This is a genomic window from Methylocapsa acidiphila B2, assembly GCF_000427445.1.
In the GTDB taxonomy this organism is placed as follows: domain Bacteria; phylum Pseudomonadota; class Alphaproteobacteria; order Rhizobiales; family Beijerinckiaceae; genus Methylocapsa; species Methylocapsa acidiphila.
The window spans coordinates 1,642,345-1,658,878 of the sequence record NZ_KE386496.1 but is presented as its reverse complement, the minus strand read 5'-3'; the positions used below and the strand labels follow the sequence as shown (position 1 = coordinate 1,658,878).

The following is a 16,534-nucleotide window of genomic DNA, read 5'->3' as shown; positions in this document are numbered from 1 at the left end:
TCGAGATGCGGCGATGCCAAGACGAAGCCGCCGCCGCTCGCGTCTTCCCGCTCATTGGACGACTTCGATTGCCGCCATCATCCCTTTGTCTTCATGCTCGAGAATGTGGCAGTGAAAGACGAAGCGGCCGAGCTTCGGTCCGTCGAAACGCAGGCGCAAGAGAACGCGGGCGTAGGGCGGCAGGGGATAATTATCTTGCAACGCGGGCGGGCCGTCGATGGGGCGGATGACTCTGCGGTCGCCGAGGCACCGGTCCTGCGAGCTACTCCCTCCATCGTGCGAAACGAAATCCGCGTCGACGACAGCGAATTTCGTCTGATGAATATGGAAGTTGTGGCACTCATCTGAATCATTGACGAGAAGCCAATATTCCTCCGCGCCATATTTCGCCGTGGCGTTGATTTTCGCCATGTCGAAGGGCGCGTAATATTGGTCGAAATCCTCGCCGAACAAATTGGATTCGGCTGACATATCGATCGCCGCCGACTGGCAGGGGTCCGCGAGGCCGACGCGGCCGATGAGAGTTCGCGCCGGGGCCGGCTTTTGCGGCGTCTTGGCTTCAGCGATCAGGGATTTCACGCTGATCGGGCTTCCCGCCGCTTCATCGACCATGGCGAAATTCTCGACATGGAGGCCGAAATGCTCATTCGGCAGGTCAGGGTTGTTCGGGTCGTTCGCGCCGAAGTCGATATTGTTGAAGCGCACGAGCCGCACGACATTCCCTTCGAGAGTCGAATCTATGGGGCCAGCCCGATATTTTCCGAAATTGCATTCAAGCGCCTTTGCGGCGCTCTTTTTTTGCGCCGCCGGGGACTCCTTCGCGGCGGCTTTTTCCGTTGGGCCCGCCGGGGATGCTGTAGTTTGTCGCGGCGCGCGATATCCGATGGTCTTGATCCGCATGCCCCCCTTTCGCGCCGAGCCAGAGGCGCCCTCAAAGGTGATCGACGCTAGGTCAATCGCCGGCCATTGATCGCCGGCGGATGCGTCCGCGCCAGTGGCCATGCCGATCGTGCGTAGGCGCCCGACAATGGGCGTTTCAGGCGCGAGGCAATGGAGCGAGCCGGCGGATTTTTCGGTTGGATCGCAGCGCCGCACGAGAATCTCGATGCGCGCGCTCGGCATCAGCACGATGTCTTCGTCGCCTGGCCCAGGCTTCGGGGCAGGCGCTCCGTCGGCGCCTGGTTCCGTGGTTCCAGTCGCCTCCGACGGCAGCGCGACGCCGTCGCGGGCGAGCACGGTCATTTTGATGCTGCCGCGGCTAGATCCTTCGGTCTCGAGCCGAAGCCGGTAAGTCACGTCGGCGCTCAAATTGGCGATGCGCCAGATCTCGGATTTCCCCGCCGCGAAGCTGATATGCGGATAGACTTGGCCGGACACGGTGAAGAGCCAGCGTGCGTCGGGGTTTTTCAACTTAGCTTTGGGATCGGCGATGTTCAACCCGCATTGTCCGAGCGTGGTCTGCGATTGTTTCGCCGAGACTTCGCCTGTCGCCTCATCGATCGTGAGATCGCCACAGAGATTCTTGCGCGCGTCGGCCGCGTCGCCGAAGGCTTGGAGCGCCTTGATTGTTTGCGCGTCAGTCTTTGGATCGAGAGGCCGATAAGGGCGCACGATCTCGGGCCGCGCAGGAAATTCTATCAAATGAAAGAACTTGTCGCCGGGCGCTCGAGCCGCCTGAATGTCTTTCAAGCCGAGATAGCGCATGCGCACTGCGCCCTTGTCGGCTTCCGCCTCGAGTTCTTTTTCAACCCTTTGTTCTTCCTGCGTCGCGCAGGGCCTTGGAAATGTCTCGTCGGGCGCGGCCGTGATGCGGCAATTGATATAGGCGTAATCCCACAGGCGGCCGATCGTCAGCATGCCTGATGCGCCATTGGCGAGTTGCGGCTCGGATTGTCCATGCGGATGCGGATGAAACCAATAAAGGCCGCTCGGATGGTCGGGCGCGATTGGATAGGAATAGCGGACCGAGCCTTTCTCGCTGGCGATGGAGGGAGCGCCGGGCGCGCAGGGATCTTGGCGCGTTGTATTTCCGTGAGCGTGTCCGCTCGGCCCGTCTTGATCGGCGCTTGTTGCAAGCACAAATACGCAATCGCCATAGATCGGCGTCCCGCCTGCGAAACCGACTCCAGTTGGAGCGACGGTCAGTCCGTGGGTATGGAGATTGGTCTCGGCGCCGAAGCGAATTCTCGGCGCCGTCGCGCTCGCCGCAGTCAGTTCGTTGCGCAAAAGAATTCTGAGAGTCGAATCGCGCTCGACGGCGATGATCGGCGGCAACAGGCGCGCGTGTATGTGCGGCGCGCGTCTCGATCCGATGTCGTAGATTGCGGCGTCTTTGACGAAGCCGAAACCCGGCAGATCGGCGTCGCCGCGCCGCGCCGTGACGATGAGGTCGCCTCCGCCGCGAGGGGGCGGCGTCACCGGAGGGTCGATGAATTCCGCGGCGGCCGCGCCCAAGGGACAAAGCGTCGAGGCCATCATCGCCGCGCGCGCAAGAACTCTCAAATGGGCGAAATTGCCGAACATGATCCCCCCTTCGCGCGGCCCCTGCCGCAAGCTCGAAATATGCTCCGAATTGTCGAGACGAATGGCTGTTGCGTCAACCAACTGACTTGTCTTGAGTCGGCGCGTCATATTGGGCGGGGGATCACGAAGGCGGTCGCCGGAATTTCTGGCTCTTGACCGCCGACCCGGGCGCATGTTTCCCCTCGCGCTCGAATTCGAGGAGTTCGCCTTGCCTCACGCCCACGCGGGCGCGCTTGCGAAACGCGCGCGTCTGATCATTCTTTCGGCCGGCGGGACGATCGCCATGGCCGCGGAGGCCGTCGGCGAGGCCGCGGGGCTGAAGCTCGGCGCCGCGAGCCTTGTCGCCGCCGTCCCTCAGATCGCGGACATCGCTGAGATCGACGCGCGCGATCTGCTGGCGAAGCCGAGCGCCAGCCTCTTGCTCGCTGACATAGCCGCGATTGCGCGCGCGGCGATGGAGGCCGCAGCGACGGTCGACGGCGTCGTGATCACCCATGGCACGGACACGCTCGAAGAAACCGGCTTCGCGCTGTCCCTGCTCGCCCAGGTCGAGACGCCGATCGTCCTGACCGCCGCCATGCGGCGGGCCGACCAACCGGGCGCCGATGGGTCCGCCAATCTCTTAGCCGCTTGTCGGGTCGCGGTCTCGCCGGAATCGCGCGGCAAGGGCGTGCTCATCGTGATCGACGATGAAATTCACGCCGCGCCTTTGATCCGCAAGGCGCATAGTTTCAGGCCGCACGCCTTTTCCTCGCTTCCCTTCGGCCCCCTCGGCTATGTGGCCGAGGACCGGGTTCGCTTCGCGCTCGCGCCGGCGCGCCGTCCGCCGCCCCTCGCCTATGGCGAAGGCGCTCCGGTCGTTCCGATCCTCGAAGCCGGGCCAGGGCTCGAGCCGCAGACGATTGAAATGCTGGCGCCCGGCGCGATTGACGGCCTCGTCTTGAGTCTACCGGGCGCGGGCCATGTCGCAGCCGAAGCCGCGCCTGCGCTCGAAAAGCTCTCTGCGCGCATGCCGGTCGTCTTTGCGAGCCGCACGGGCGCCGGGGAGACGCTCCGCGCCTCCTATGCCTATCCGGGCGGCGAGATTGATCTCATCCGCCGGGGGTTGATCCCGGCCAATGGGCTCGACGCCCGCAAGGCGCGGATCGCGCTCCAGTTGGCGTTGTCCAATCGCGCCGGCCGCGATGAGATCAGCGCGCTGTTCACGCGCTTCTGAGCCGCGGGAGCGTGCTCTATCGCGCTTTGAGGCTCAAAATATAGGCGATGACGTCTTCGGACTCGCGTTGCGTGAGCTGAAAGTTCGGCATGTTCTCATGGCTCGAATGAAGGAACACGTTCAGCGCCAAGCCGGTCGTCGAAGGCAGTTGCGCGACCTCCGCGAAGCTCGGAGCCTCGGTCAGAGGCCGATCGTCCTTGGCGTCGATCCTATGGCACGCGGCGCACCAGGCCTCGGCGATTCGGCGGCCGGCGGCGGCGTCGCCCGGCGTCTCCTGGGCGGAGGAAGGCGCGACGGCCGCGATGGATGAGCTGAGGACGAGCGCGGCGGAGAGGACAAGACGCATAGGACCTCGCTTTCATGTTCGGCGGGCGGTCCCGCCCTTTGGCGAGGGAACTGCCCACATTCGAGCAGAGCAGGCTCCGAGCCGGCAGACATTGCGCCAGATCAATGAGCCCTGGCCTTTGGGCGGGCATGGATCCGCCCGGAGCGCAATTCGATTTCGGATTGCGTCGAGGGAGCTGGCTCTAATGCGCCTGAAGGACAAGGTCGCGATCGTCACCGGGGCCGGGACGGGAATAGGCGAGGCCATCGCCCTGAAATTCGCGCAAGAGGGCGCCGCGCTCGTTCTGGCGGGGCTTCCGGGCGATCCGGTCGCTCAAGTCGCCGAGGCGATCGTCGCGCTCGGCGGACGTGCCGAAGCCCATCTCGGCGATTTGGCGGAGGAGGCCGAGGCGCGCGCCTGCGTCGAGCGCGCCGTTGGCGCCTTCGGCCGGCTCGACGTGCTGGTGAATAATGCAGGCATCTTCATCGCCTTCGCCGACGCCGAGGATTATCGGCTCGAGGATTTTGAACGAACGATCCGAGCCAATCTCCGCACAGCCTTCCTGATGACCAAATTCGCCGTGCCGCATTTGCAAAAGAGCCGCGGCAACGTCCTCTTCACCGGCTCTGAGGCTGGAATCAATGGATCGGCGTCCTTTGCGCCTTATGGCGGCTCGAAAGGCTTTCTCCATGCTTTCGCGAAGGGCGTCGCTCTGGAGCAGGCGCGTTATGGCGTGAGGGCCAATTGCGTTTGTCCCGGCGCGATCGACACGGCCTGGACCCGCGGTCCCGAGGGACCCATTCCGCTGGAGGCGCAAGAGGGGATCGACGCAGGCGTTCCGCTCGGCCGGCGGGGCTCGCCGGAAGAAATCGCCAATGTCTTCGCCTTCCTCGCCTCGGACGAGGCGAGCTATGTCACCGGCGCGCTCTGGCTCGTCGACGGCGGCGTCACGCCTGCCAAGGGCAATGTCGGGGATTGCGTTCCGGAGGCGCTGAGGGCGCCGCCGGTCGGCGCCCTGCCGCTGCGCCACTCGCACGAAGGGCTGCGCTGCAAGGAGGTCTACCGGGCCGCGAAGAAAAGGGATTGAGGGGCGTAGCCCGCCTTAGCTGTCGTCGCCATGCGCGGCCTCGTTGATCGTGATCGTCCGCATATTGGAAAAATCGATCGCGACGGGCGCTTTTTGCCGGATGGCCATGACCTGATAGGTCTTGATCACATGCTCCAGGCGGCGATAGGCTTCCTTGTATTCTTCGGTGGTTTTGGAGAGGTTGAGCGGCTTCAGGCAGAATTCGATAATTTCGCGTGGGCGGTCCAGCTTGTCCATCGTAGAGGCTCCCGTGGGTTCGATCGTCTATCTGGGCGAATGCGCCTTTGCTGGCCGGTTCATCCCATGTCGCGCCTTGACGTCGCGAGGCGCGGCTCGGTTCGCCCTTCGACGCTTTGAGGTCTAGGCGGGATCACGGCCCTTCCCGACATCTTTTGTCAAGCGCCGGGCGCGTAGATGATCGATCTTCGGTTGTGTAGATTAGAATCGTTGTCGCTGCGCCCATCCATTGCGCCGCGGCGAGCCGAGATCTGGTTTCGGCTTGCCATTTGACCTCGACGGCGCGAATGCCTAGACTTGTCGCTTCCGAAATTGCCGCCCCTTGGGCGGCAATTTGATTTTCTATGCCTCGCCGACCCGCCTCCACGGCCAAACTGGAGTGAAATGGTGACTTCGTCGTTGCTTCCGACTTATGCCCGCGCGGATCTTGCTTTCGAGCGGGGCGATGGAGCCTGGTTGACCTCGACGACGGGCGAACGATTTCTCGATTTCGGCGGCGGCATCGCTGTGGCCTCGCTCGGCTACAATCATCCGCATCTGGTCGCCGCGTTGAACGAGCAGGGCGGCAAGCTCTGGCACACGTCGAATCTGTTCCAGATCCCGCAGGCCGAGCGACTCGCCGCCCGTCTCGTCGAGGCGAGCTTCGCCGACTACGTTTTTTTCACCAATTCGGGCGCCGAGGCCGTCGAGGGCGCGATCAAGACGGCGCGCAAATATCAATCGGTCTGCGGGCGGCCTGAGAAATTTCACGCCGTCACCTTCGAGGGAGCCTTCCACGGACGCACGCTGGCGACGATCGCCGCCGGCGGCAACCCGAAATATATCGACGGGTTCGGACCCAAGGTCGAGGGTTTCGATCCGGTCCCCTTCGGCGATCTCGCGGCTGTCGAGGCCGCGATCGGGCCGCAGACAGGCATGATCCTCGTGGAGCCGATCCAGGGCGAGGGCGGAATCCGCGTCGCCTCGCCAGAATTTTTGCGCGGCCTGCGCCAGCTTTGCGACCGCCACGACCTTCTGTTGGTCTTCGACGAGGTCCAGAGCGGCGTCGGGCGCACGGGCAAGCTCTTTGCTTATGAACTCTATGGCGTCGCGCCCGACGTCATGGCCATCGCCAAGGGCATAGGGGGTGGATTTCCGCTCGGCGCCTTCCTGGCCACGCGCGAGGCCGGAAAAGGCATGACCGTTGGCTCGCATGGCACGACATACGGCGGCAATCCGCTGGCGACGAGCATTGGCGGCGCCGTGCTCGACGTGGTGCTCGCGCCCGGATTTATGGACCATGTCGCGTTGATGGGGTTAAAGCTCAAGCAGAGTCTGGCGGAACTGAAGGATCGCTACCCTGCGGTGATCGCGGAGATCCGTGGTGAGGGCCTTATGCGCGGCATCGCCCTGAAAGTTCCGGTCAATGAGTTCGCCGCGGCCGCGCGGGCGGAAAAGCTCCTCGTCATTCCTGCCGGCGACAATGTCGCGCGCCTTCTTCCGCCCTTGATCGTGGGGGAGGCGGAGATCTCCGAGGCGATCGCTCGGCTCGAGGCTGCCTGCGCGCGTGTCGAGCGGGAGAAAGAGCACGGGCGTTTGAGCGGCGCGCCGGCATGAGCGCGGCTCTTGTGCAAGCCGGACCTCCGGGGGCGCGGCATTTCCTCGATCTCTCGGAAATTCCCGCTGGCGATCTTCGCCGCATCCTCGATCAGGCGGCCGCGATCAAGGCCGGCCGGCGCAAGGGTCAGCCCGCGGCCGAAAAGCCGCTCGCCGGCAAGGTCCTCGCCATGATCTTCGACAAGCCGTCGACGCGCACGCGGGTCTCTTTCGATCTCGCCATGCGCGAGCTCGGCGGTGAGACGATCATGCTGACCGGTCAGGAAATGCAGCTTGGAAGAGGCGAGACGATCGCCGACACCGCCCGCGTCCTCTCGCGCTTCGTCGACGCCATCGTCATTCGCATTCTCGACCACAAGGAGATGATCGAGCTCGCGCGCCACGCCGACGTGCCGGTGATCAACGGCCTGACCAAGCGCTCGCATCCTTGCCAGGTCATGGCCGACGTTCTGACTTTCGAGGAGCATAGGGGGCCGATCAAGGGCCGCACGGTCGCCTGGACGGGCGATTGCAACAATGTGCTCGCAAGCTGGGTTCATGCGGCGCAAAGATTCGATTTCGCGCTCAATGTGGCGGCCCCTCGCGAGCTCGAGCTTCCGCCGGAGATCGTCGATTGGGCGCGCCGCACGCAGACCGCCTTGACCCTCACGCGCGACCCTTTCGAGGCCGTGCGCGGGGCCGACGCGGTAGTCTCGGACTGCTGGGTCTCGATGGGCGACGAGGACGAAGCCTTTCGCCATAATCTGCTCGCGCCATATCAGGTGAATGCGAAGCTGATGGCCGCCGCCGCGAAGGACGCGATTTTCATGCATTGCCTCCCGGCCCATCGCGGGGAGGAGGTCACCGACGAAGTGATCGACGGCCCGCAATCGGTCGTCTTCGACGAAGCCGAAAACCGGTTGCATGCGCAAAAGGGCATTCTCGCATGGTGCCTTGGAGCCGCAGAGGCATGAGCGACGGGACGCCGCCGGCGGGGCCGGCCTCGCGCCTCGTATCGGACCAGGGCCTCGACGACATGGTGCTGCCTTTCGCCGTCGAGCCGCTTGATCTTCGCGGCCGCGTGGTTCGGCTCGGCGCCAGCGTCGATCATATTCTCGTCCAGCATAATTATCCGCCGCCGGTTGCGCGGCTCGTCGGCGAGGCCATGGCGTTGACTGTTCTTCTCGGCTCGTCCTTGAAGATCGAAGGCCGGTTTCAGCTTCAGACGAGGAGCGACGGCGCGATCGACATGGTCGTCGTCGATTTCGACGCTCCGGACCGGCTGCGGGCGTTCGCCCGCTTCGACGCCGGCAAGGTTGAAGACGCGGCCCCGAGCGGCGAGCTGCTCGGCAAAGGGCATCTCGCTTTCACGATCGACCAGGGCAATGATTCGTCCCGCTATCAAGGCATCGTGGCCCTTGAGGGCCAGGGCCTTGAAGAGGCCGCGCATCAATATTTCCGCCAATCCGAGCAGATCCCGACCAAGGTGCGCCTCGCCGTCGCGCAAAGCGTGACCGGCGCAGGGGCCAGTTGGCGCGCCGGCGGCTTGATGGTGCAATTCCTGCCGAGCGCGCCGGAGCGGCTGCGGCACATCGATCTCGATCCGGGCGACGCGCCGAATGGAGTCGATTTCGCGCCGCCCGACGAGGATGACGCCTGGGCCGAGGCGAAGGCGCTGGCCGCGACGATCGAGGACCATGAGCTGGTCGATCCCACTTTATCGAGTGAGCGGTTGCTTTATCGGCTGTTTCACCAGCCGGGGGTCAGGGTTTTCGAGCCGCGCCCGGTGCGCGACGCCTGCCGCTGCTCGCAGGAGCGGATCGAGGCGATGCTGCGTCGCTTCACGCGCGCGGAACGCGCCGATATGGTCGGCGACAATGGTTTGATCGGCGTCACCTGCGAATTCTGCTCGGCCTATCGCGCGTTTGATCCGAAGGATTTCGACGAATAGCGATGCCTGCGGCGCCGGCCGATTGTCGGCGCGCTCTGCGTTCCTTCAGCTGAATCATCAGCTCAGGCGCGATCTTCCAATGTCGTGCAATCGATCTCCGCCTCGCACTCCTGGGCGAAGCTTTCGACGTTCGCCTGATAGCGATAGACTGTCCAGGATAACGTATCGCGCAAAATATATGTCACGCGCTTGTCCTGCATCAGCAGCACCTTGCGGAGCGCATTGTCGCTCGCGCGGAAGCATTGGCCTGGCGTTATTTTCTCGACGGGAACCGGCATGGCTATTTCTCCAGACTTGCATATCGATGGAGTCGAGTCGCGGCGATCGGCGCGGTTGCGCCTCGGCCCGCTATTGCACGATGCGCCGATCCAAATCCCATAGGATCTCGGGACATTGGCCAGCGCCCGCAGTCATCAAAGGGTCATGGTCATCGCAGGACCGCAAACCTCAATCGATCAAGCGAATCTTCTGCCAACAGGGCAAGTATTTCGCCTCGTGAATAAGGCGATAAGCTTGGCAAGGATCATGCTTGCAATGAGGTAAGCCGGTTCGACCGGGCGAGGGCCGAATTTCGGCGACGAAGCTTGTGGCTCTTCTTTCCGAATTGAGCATATCCCGATCAGACGGGAACCGACCTGAGGGGATTATACTCAAACTTTTGGAATCTGGGCGATTTCCGAAGCGAAAGCGCTCGATGGCCCGATGTTGGACGGGAAGGTTATGGCGAAGAGGAGAGAGCCATGGCGACCCTGCTCAAATCATGCATGAAAGGGCCCGACTGGCCCGAACTCGGCATTCCAGAATGGTTTCGCGAACGAGCCGAGGCGTTGATCGCAGCGCTTGGCGAGGATCACCCGGATTCCAAGGTTTTCCGCCAAATCCTGAGCGCCGGGATCATCGAGGAAAAAGCCGTCGATCATCTCGATTTCATCGCTGGCAAGACCCAAAACGAAGAAACGATCAAGCTCGCGATCGACGTCTCCCATCATTGCTTCGCGACGATCCACGTCATGTCGCAGATTCCCTTGCGATAGGCCGAGGTCCGCAAAGACGCGCTCGGCTGCCGGTTCGATATCTGTGTCCGCTTTGTCGTAAGATAGCCAAAACGTCCCCAAACGAGACAAGGCGGCGGCCCGGCCTCTCTGAAGGGATCGAGCAACCGATGGCCGGGCGCATGGCAGCCGGCGCTAAGAAAAGAATCCATGAGCAAGAAGCGGAATTATCGCGAACCAAACGACATTCTCGATTTTTGCATCGCGTTGACGGAAGCGGGGTCTCTCGAGACGCATCCCGCCGTGCTCGCGGCGATCAACGCCGTCGCGAGCGAGCGCCGCCCAGCGCTCGCGATCTGGACGAGTCCAACCGGCCAGGAATGCGACCATGTCGTGATGGCGCTCGAAGAGTATATCTATTTAGGCGATTTCGCTGCGACCGCGGACGGCGTTTACTCTTGGGGACAGGACGAAATCCGTATTTGATCGCCGCGCGGCCGCGAATGTTTGGACGCCCCGCGAGTCCTTAGGGTGAAAAATGACGCGGGCCGTCGCGAATGGCGCAGGCGTCAGGCTATGGCCGAAGGCGGCGGAGGCTGCAGCATCTGCGCATCCGGCTTCGCCGCGCGCCGTGTTTTCGTCTTTGGCGCGCTCGCCGGCCGGCGAGCCGCAGAAGGCCGTCTGCGTTGGGCAAGGCTCGGCGTCGCCGGCGGCGCCGTTTCGGTCGTCGTGGCGCTTTGCGCCGCGGCCAGTGCCGTTCTCAATTTTTCGAGTTGGTCCTCGCGCCGGTAAAACCAGTCGGTGCTCCAAATGCGATGGAAGCGCCAGCCGAGCCCTTCGAGCACCTCCTGCCGCAAGCGGTCGCGTTCTCGCGCCCAGGCGGCCGAATGATAGGTCGCGCCGTCGCATTCGACGGCGAACATATAGCGGCCGGCCTTGGCGGGGTCGCGCACCGCAAGGTCGATCCGAAAGCCGGCCGATCCGACTTGCGCATCGACCTTATACCCCAATTCCTCGATGGCCGCCGCCACGGCCGCCTCGAAGGGAGAGTCAAAACCTGCGCCCGTGGGCAGCCTCTCGTCGAGCACGCCGGTTTCGGCATATTGCAGGAAGCGCTTGAGAACCCGAGGGCCCTCTCCGGTCGCGCGTTCGAGATTGATCTCGCCGGAGCCGAAGGAAACGAAAATCTCGCAGCGCAAGCGCGCGCGGGTGAAGAGGACGTTCAGGCGACGTTCGCCGCCTTCCGTCGAGACGGGGCCGAACGCCATGCTCTCGAGCGGCTTGCCGGCTTCGCGAGGCCCGTAGCCGACGGAGATCATGATGACGTCGCGCTCGTCCCCCTGCACGTTTTCGAGATTCTTCACAAAGACGTTCTCTTCGGCGCCTTCGCGCAGAAAGGCGTCGAGGATCGGGTCGTCGCGCCGCTTGGTCTCAAGCTGGTCGCACACGAGATCTCGCTGCGCCGTGGAAAAAGTAACGATCCCCAGCGATAGCCGGCGCGCGCCTCGCGCGTGCGCCGCGACGGCCTCCGCGATGGCCTTGGCCTCGGCCGGATTCGTGCGCGCCCCGCCGCGGTCATAGGCCCCGTGAATGCGGCGACAGACGAGTCCCATATCCTTGCGCTCGGTCGTCGGCGCGGGCGGCATGATGAGCTGCTTGTAGAATTCCGCGTTAGAGACCTCGATCAGAGATGGATGGCGGGATCGATAATGCCAACGGAGCATCTGGGTCTCGACGCCGCGCGCTTCGCAGAGGGCGAGGATGCTTTCGAGATCGGCGATCGGAGCGGCGCCCTCAGCGCCGCGCGATCTATCTTCTTCCGCCGAGTCGAGATCGTCGCTCGTCACGCGATCGAAGAAGGCCGTGGGCGGGAGCTGCTTCTTGTCGCCGACGACCACCATTTGCCGGCACCGGGCGACGAGCCCCAAGGCCTCCTCGGGACGCACTTGGCTCGCTTCGTCGATCACGAGCAGATCGAACTGCAATGCTCCCGGAGGGAGGAACTGGGCCACGGAAATGGGGCTCATGAGAAATATGGGCTTGATTTTCTGAATCGCCTCGCCCGCTGTTTGCATCAGCTTGCGCAAAGGCAAATGATTGCGCTTACGCCCGATCTCGCCGCGGACGACGCCCATGGCGCCGAGCGCGCCCCGAGGCAGGCCCGACTGGTGCCGAGCGCGGATGATCTGCGCGACGGCGCGCCGTCGCCTCGTTTCGAGAGTGGCGAAGCGCTTCGCCAGATCCGAATGCCGCGCCCCGTCGAAGGCCGCGAGATCGGGCGCCGCCGCGATCGCCTTTTTCCAGCAGGCCTCGGCATAGGCTTTTTCAAGCTCCGTCCGCGCAAGGTCGGGCTCCAGCCTTCCGGAAGTAAGCCCGTCGGCGATGAGATCGAGACCCTCCGCCCGAACGTCCCGATCGGCCTTGGCGAGCCGCATCCATTCGTCGAAGCGCGCGTGGTTCGTCGTCCATTTTGCGGCGCGCTCGGCGAGCGCGTCCAGATTGATCGCGCCCGCTGAATTCACCCGAAAGGCGGATCCCACGTCGAGGTCGAGCCGCTCCATCACCCGGCTGAACGCGGCGAGCGTCGCGCCGAGGCCCTTTTCGAGACTTTCCGCATGGGCGAGAGCGACGCCGTTGCGGCCCATGTCGATGATGCGCGCGAGGTTCAGATGGGGATCATAGGCCGCGAGCTTTTCGGTTGTTTGCGCGATCGACTGAACCAATGCGAAATCCGTGTCCTCGCCACGCCAGGCGTCGCCGAGCGCGTCGGCGAGAAAATTCGCTTCGGCTGCGAATTTGGCGCGCAAATCTTGACCGGCGAGAAGGGCGTCGAGCAGAGCGAGCCGATCGGCCGGTCGTTTCGGCAGGGGGCCGCAAGCGAGGCTTTCGAGCGCGTGCGCAGCCTCGCGATAGGCCCGGCCGAAGCGGGCGGAAAGGGACGTCGCTCTCTTCGCCAAGGGAGCCCGGAGCGCCGCTGCGGGCGCTTTCCAGGCCGCGGGATGGAAGGCATGACGATAAGGCGCGCGCTGGTCGCGCCATTTTGCCCCGAGCGCCGCCAGCTCCGCAACTCGACGCAGCGACGGAGCTGCGGCGATTGCGGCGGCGATCGCGTCGCTGCCTCGCGGAAGGCCGGCGATCAACCGGAAGACATTGATCAAAGCCTTGATTCCCGCCAGGGTCGGCGCTTGCCGAAGGCCGAAGTGAGCGCCGATTTCGGCGGCGTGAGCAACAAGCGCCGAAGCTTGTTCAGCGAGTTCCCGCAGCTCCGTCGTGAGCCGGAGAAAATCGGTGGGCTGAAGGTCGTCGCGACGCATGCCGAAATAGACATGGCGCTCCAGCGGTCCGGCGCGCGAGGTCAAGTCGGCGAGCGACTCGACGCGCGTGAGTTTGCGGGTTAAATCCTCGTGGGTCCAAGATCCCGCCGCCGCGACGAGGCGCGCGTCGGGCGCGGACTCGGGCGCCGCGGCGGCAATCTGAACTGAAAGAGCTTCGTAGGGCGTCAAAACGCCCGCGCCGACCGGCGCATGCAACATGCGCGCAACATGGTTCAGGCCGTCTCGCGCGGCGGTCAGCTCCGCTAAGGGGTCGTCGGTTTCGCCGGCGCCGGGGGCCTGCAGCGTCTGATCGAGCGCACTGGCGACGAGACGCTTATTCGCGCCGCGGCTATGCAGCTCGAGGCAGATGTCCTCGAGGCCCGCCTGTCGCAAGCGCTCGTGGACCACGTCGAGCGCCGCCATTTTCTCTGCGACAAAGAGCACGGTCTTGCCGTCGTGGACGGCGGCAGCGATCATATTGGCGATTGTCTGCGATTTGCCTGTGCCGGGCGGCCCTTGCACGACGAGATTCCGGCCGGCGCGGACCGTCTCGAGCACGCGCGTTTGCGACGCGTCGGCGTCTAGGACTTGGATGAGGTCGACTGGATCGAAGATTTCGTCCAGCTTGGCGTCCGGCGGAAAGATCGGTGGTTCAGCGCCGAAGCCCTCCGCCAGCAAGCCGCGCACAAGCGGATGCGAGGCGAGCGCGTCATCGGGCCAGTTCGCAGGGTCGAGATCCCGCATCATCAAAAGCTTGGAGAAAGAATAAAATCCGAGCTCGAGTCCGTCTGCATCGATCGACCAGCGACGTTTCGGAGCTATTGCGCTCGCCACTTTGGCGAAATAGGCGCTGGGGCGCCAATCGTCCGTCTCTGGCACATCGGGAAGCGTGACGCCGAATTCGCCGCGCAGACGCTCCTGTAAGGCCTGGTTCGTCACAATATCTTCCTGGCGAAATTTCAAATCGAAACTCGAGCGCTCGTCGTCGCGAACGAGCGCCACAGGAAGCAGGAGGAGGGGGGCCTGCCGGAGGACGTCGGACTTTTCGTCCTCGTACCAGCGCAGGAATCCGAGCGCGAGAAAGAGAATATTGGCGCCGCGCTCCTCCTCGGCGGTCCGAGCGTCGCGTTGAATCGCATGCAGGCGCTTCAGGAGAAGCTCCGGCGAAAGTCCGGTCGATAGGCCGCCGCGGCTCTCGAAGGACCTCGCCGCGACGACGCGCGTTGACTTTGATGGGGGCGTGTCTTTATGCCCTTCACCAGCCTCTTCTGCGGCAAGAAACCGGAGCAGCCGTCCTTCGCGAACAAGGCTTTGAAAGACCAAATCCGAGTTCGCGGAGAGCGACAAGGAACGGGTGCGCTTGAGGCCGCGGGGCGTGTGGATCAGGCGATTGCGCGTTCCGGTCTCGACCAGCTTGAGCCTGGCGTCATCGAGAAGCTGTTCGACTCGGAGCTCGACGGCGCGCTTTATGCTTTTCTTCCGAGCCGCCTTGATGAAGGTGACTTCGCCCATCGTCCGTCCTTCCGTACCAGAATTTGCCTTACTTCAGCCATAAAATCGCCTTATTTACGCTTCGTAAGCTGTGCAGTGTGCTAGGTAAAGATAAATATCATTTATCACTTATATTATGCTGAACCTAGTGTTACGCGATCATCGATGAAATCGTTTAAATCTGTTAACCAAGTTGTCGGCGGCTGCAGCGCATTGTTCTTTTATCGGCTCTAAAAGTTAGAAATAAAAAGGCCCGTCCTATCGGGCGGGCCTCTCAGAATGTGTTAAATCCGACGTATTAATTAGAAAATATCTGGAACTCCGTAATATTCATTGATCTGGCGGCCGTCCGCTTGAGACCAATCATAAGCGGCCTCATGGGAAAAACGTGGCGCGCTGGCGAGCTTTTCTTCATCTATTTCGATTTCATAAGCGTCGATCTCTGATTTATAGTGAAGCTTCCGCCAAGGGATCGGAAAATGCTCCTCGCCGATTCCAAAGAAACCACCAAAGCTCATAACGGCGAAGGCGACCTGGCCGCTGCGCTTGTCGACCAGCAGCCCCTCGATTGCGCCGATCTTCTCGGCGTCTGGAAGGTAGACCTCGGACCCCACGATCTTGCCGATCGGGAGGGCTTCGGGAATTTCTTGCGGCGCGGATTGAGCCGTTGTCGCCATGATCGATGCTCCGATTTCTATCTGGCGTAAAACGCCGCGATCCAGCGTGGGTTCCGCCTCGGCTTCCAGTTCCGCTGCGGCTTCGCGTCGCCGACGACGATCGGATTGCCGATGCGCGACGCCGTCGACCAGCTTCGCGGATCCTTCATGCGGGTCCTTCATAATGCGTCCGCGCCTGACTTAATCGGCATTACGATTTGCGGGCTTGGCCCGGGCTTGCCTCTATCGCATCGGATCGCGCATGAAGTCGGTTGGCGCGCCGCTTGTTCGCATCCGCGGTTCGCGCTTCTGCAGCGGAGGCCCTTAATGAAATCCGTTCTGGTTCCGGTCGAGGAGCATGCCTTCATTGGCGCCGTCCTCGAAACCGCATTGCTGTTCGCGCGCAAGTTCGGGAGCTATGTCGAAGGCGTCGCGCTCGGCCCGGACATCGCCGAATTGGCGGCGGCCGATTTTTCCTTGAGCGGCGTCGTCATCGACGAGCGGACCCGTCGCGATTTTCTCGATCATGGCCGTAATTTCTTCGAGTCCTTCATGCAGGCGAACAATGTCGGGCGTCAAAGCGCTGTCGCCGCAGCTCCGACCTTCGGCTGGATCGGCGATGGCTTGCTGTCCGACAATGGCGTCGGCGAATATGGAAGGATCTTCGACCTGATCGTCGTCGGACGGCCGGGGCCGGGACCGCGCCAGCCGCGCAAATCCACTTTCGAGGCGGCCTTGTTCGAAAGCGGCAGGCCTGTTCTCATCGCTCCGCCGCGGTCGCTGGAGACGCTCGGAGAAACGATCGTCATCGTTTGGAACGGCAGCACCGACACGGCCCGCACGATCGCTTTTGCTATGCCGCTTCTGGCCCTCGCGAAGGATGTTGTCGTCTTGAACGTTCCCGGACCGCGCATGCCGGGGCCGACGGAAGAGCAACTCGCGAAGAGCTTGCGCCGCCACGATGTTCCGGCGCGGGTTGTGATGATCGGGGAGGCCGCAAAATCGGCGGGCGCAGCCCTTTTGGAGACCGCGGCCATGCTTGGGGCGGATCTCCTCGTCAAGGGAGGCTATACCAGAAGCCGGCTGCGCCAATTCATCTTCGGCAATGTGACCAGCGAGATTCTCGCGCATGCGGACGTGCCGGTCTTCATGGCTCACTGAAGGAGC

Annotated in this window: 14 protein-coding genes; 8 read left to right on the top strand and 6 right to left on the bottom strand. The window is 63.3% G+C overall.

The window, feature by feature from the left end; translation table 11 throughout:
* Window positions 1–51: 51 nt before the first annotated feature.
* Window positions 52–2,604, bottom strand: coding sequence for a multicopper oxidase domain-containing protein (locus tag METAC_RS0109890; protein WP_156898164.1), 2,553 nt, complete (start codon window positions 2,602–2,604; stop codon window positions 52–54).
* 91 nt (window positions 2,605–2,695) lie between these two features.
* On the opposite strand from METAC_RS0109890, the gene METAC_RS0109885 reads away from it, so the two are divergent.
* On the top strand, window positions 2,696–3,739 hold the full coding sequence (locus tag METAC_RS0109885; RefSeq protein ID WP_084143556.1) for an asparaginase: 1,044 nt from the start codon (window positions 2,696–2,698) through the stop codon (window positions 3,737–3,739).
* A gap of 16 nt (window positions 3,740–3,755) precedes the next feature.
* On the opposite strand, the gene METAC_RS0109880 is transcribed toward METAC_RS0109885, so the two are convergent.
* Window positions 3,756–4,085 (bottom strand): c-type cytochrome, encoded by a 330-nt coding sequence (locus tag METAC_RS0109880; protein ID WP_026606895.1) that lies wholly within the window; start codon window positions 4,083–4,085, stop codon window positions 3,756–3,758.
* A 184-nt stretch (window positions 4,086–4,269) separates the two neighbouring features.
* Between METAC_RS0109880 and METAC_RS0109875 the strand changes: the two genes are divergently transcribed.
* On the top strand, window positions 4,270–5,151 hold the full coding sequence (locus tag METAC_RS0109875) for an SDR family NAD(P)-dependent oxidoreductase (protein WP_036255446.1): 882 nt from the start codon (window positions 4,270–4,272) through the stop codon (window positions 5,149–5,151).
* Between the two features lie 15 nt (window positions 5,152–5,166).
* Here METAC_RS0109875 and METAC_RS0109870 read toward each other — a convergent pair whose 3' ends face one another.
* Window positions 5,167–5,388 carry a hypothetical protein gene (locus tag METAC_RS0109870; RefSeq protein ID WP_026606893.1) on the bottom strand — a complete coding sequence of 74 codons (222 nt, stop codon included), beginning with the start codon at window positions 5,386–5,388 and terminating at the stop codon, window positions 5,167–5,169.
* A gap of 387 nt (window positions 5,389–5,775) precedes the next feature.
* On the opposite strand from METAC_RS0109870, the gene METAC_RS0109860 reads away from it, so the two are divergent.
* The 3 genes from METAC_RS0109860 to METAC_RS0109850 are packed head-to-tail and all read left to right on the top strand — an operon-like array spanning window position 5,776 to window position 8,914.
* On the top strand, window positions 5,776–6,984 hold the full coding sequence (locus METAC_RS0109860) for an aspartate aminotransferase family protein (RefSeq protein ID WP_026606891.1): 1,209 nt from the start codon (window positions 5,776–5,778) through the stop codon (window positions 6,982–6,984).
* Complete coding sequence (gene argF / locus METAC_RS0109855; protein WP_026606890.1) at window positions 6,981–7,937, top strand: ornithine carbamoyltransferase; 957 nt, start codon at window positions 6,981–6,983, stop codon at window positions 7,935–7,937. Before METAC_RS0109860 ends, argF begins: the two co-directional genes overlap by 4 nt.
* Window positions 7,934–8,914 carry an Hsp33 family molecular chaperone gene (locus METAC_RS0109850; protein ID WP_036255443.1) on the top strand — a complete coding sequence of 327 codons (981 nt, stop codon included), beginning with the start codon at window positions 7,934–7,936 and terminating at the stop codon, window positions 8,912–8,914. Before argF ends, METAC_RS0109850 begins: the two co-directional genes overlap by 4 nt.
* Before the next feature lie 62 nt (window positions 8,915–8,976).
* Here the strand turns inward: METAC_RS0109850 and METAC_RS0109845 are convergent, their stop codons facing one another.
* Window positions 8,977–9,192: a hypothetical protein gene (locus METAC_RS0109845; protein ID WP_026606888.1), complete on the bottom strand. Its 216-nt coding sequence runs from the start codon at window positions 9,190–9,192 to the stop codon at window positions 8,977–8,979.
* A gap of 462 nt (window positions 9,193–9,654) precedes the next feature.
* On the opposite strand from METAC_RS0109845, the gene METAC_RS0109835 reads away from it, so the two are divergent.
* Window positions 9,655–9,948 (top strand): hypothetical protein, encoded by a 294-nt coding sequence (locus METAC_RS0109835; protein ID WP_026606887.1) that lies wholly within the window; start codon window positions 9,655–9,657, stop codon window positions 9,946–9,948.
* Between the two features lie 168 nt (window positions 9,949–10,116).
* A complete protein-coding gene (locus METAC_RS0109830) occupies window positions 10,117–10,392 on the top strand; it encodes a hypothetical protein (RefSeq protein WP_026606886.1) in 276 nt (91 codons plus the stop codon).
* Window positions 10,393–10,475: 83 nt separating this feature from the next.
* On the opposite strand, the gene METAC_RS23140 is transcribed toward METAC_RS0109830, so the two are convergent.
* Both METAC_RS23140 and METAC_RS25185 read right to left on the bottom strand, forming a co-directional pair.
* A complete protein-coding gene (locus tag METAC_RS23140) occupies window positions 10,476–14,732 on the bottom strand; it encodes a DUF4011 domain-containing protein (protein WP_051335499.1) in 4,257 nt (1,418 codons plus the stop codon).
* 281 nt (window positions 14,733–15,013) lie between these two features.
* Complete coding sequence (locus tag METAC_RS25185; protein WP_051335498.1) at window positions 15,014–15,550, bottom strand: PRC-barrel domain-containing protein; 537 nt, start codon at window positions 15,548–15,550, stop codon at window positions 15,014–15,016.
* 144 nt (window positions 15,551–15,694) lie between these two features.
* Between METAC_RS25185 and METAC_RS0109815 the strand changes: the two genes are divergently transcribed.
* A complete protein-coding gene (locus tag METAC_RS0109815; protein WP_026606884.1) occupies window positions 15,695–16,528 on the top strand; it encodes a universal stress protein in 834 nt (277 codons plus the stop codon).
* Window positions 16,529–16,534 lie beyond the last annotated feature (6 nt).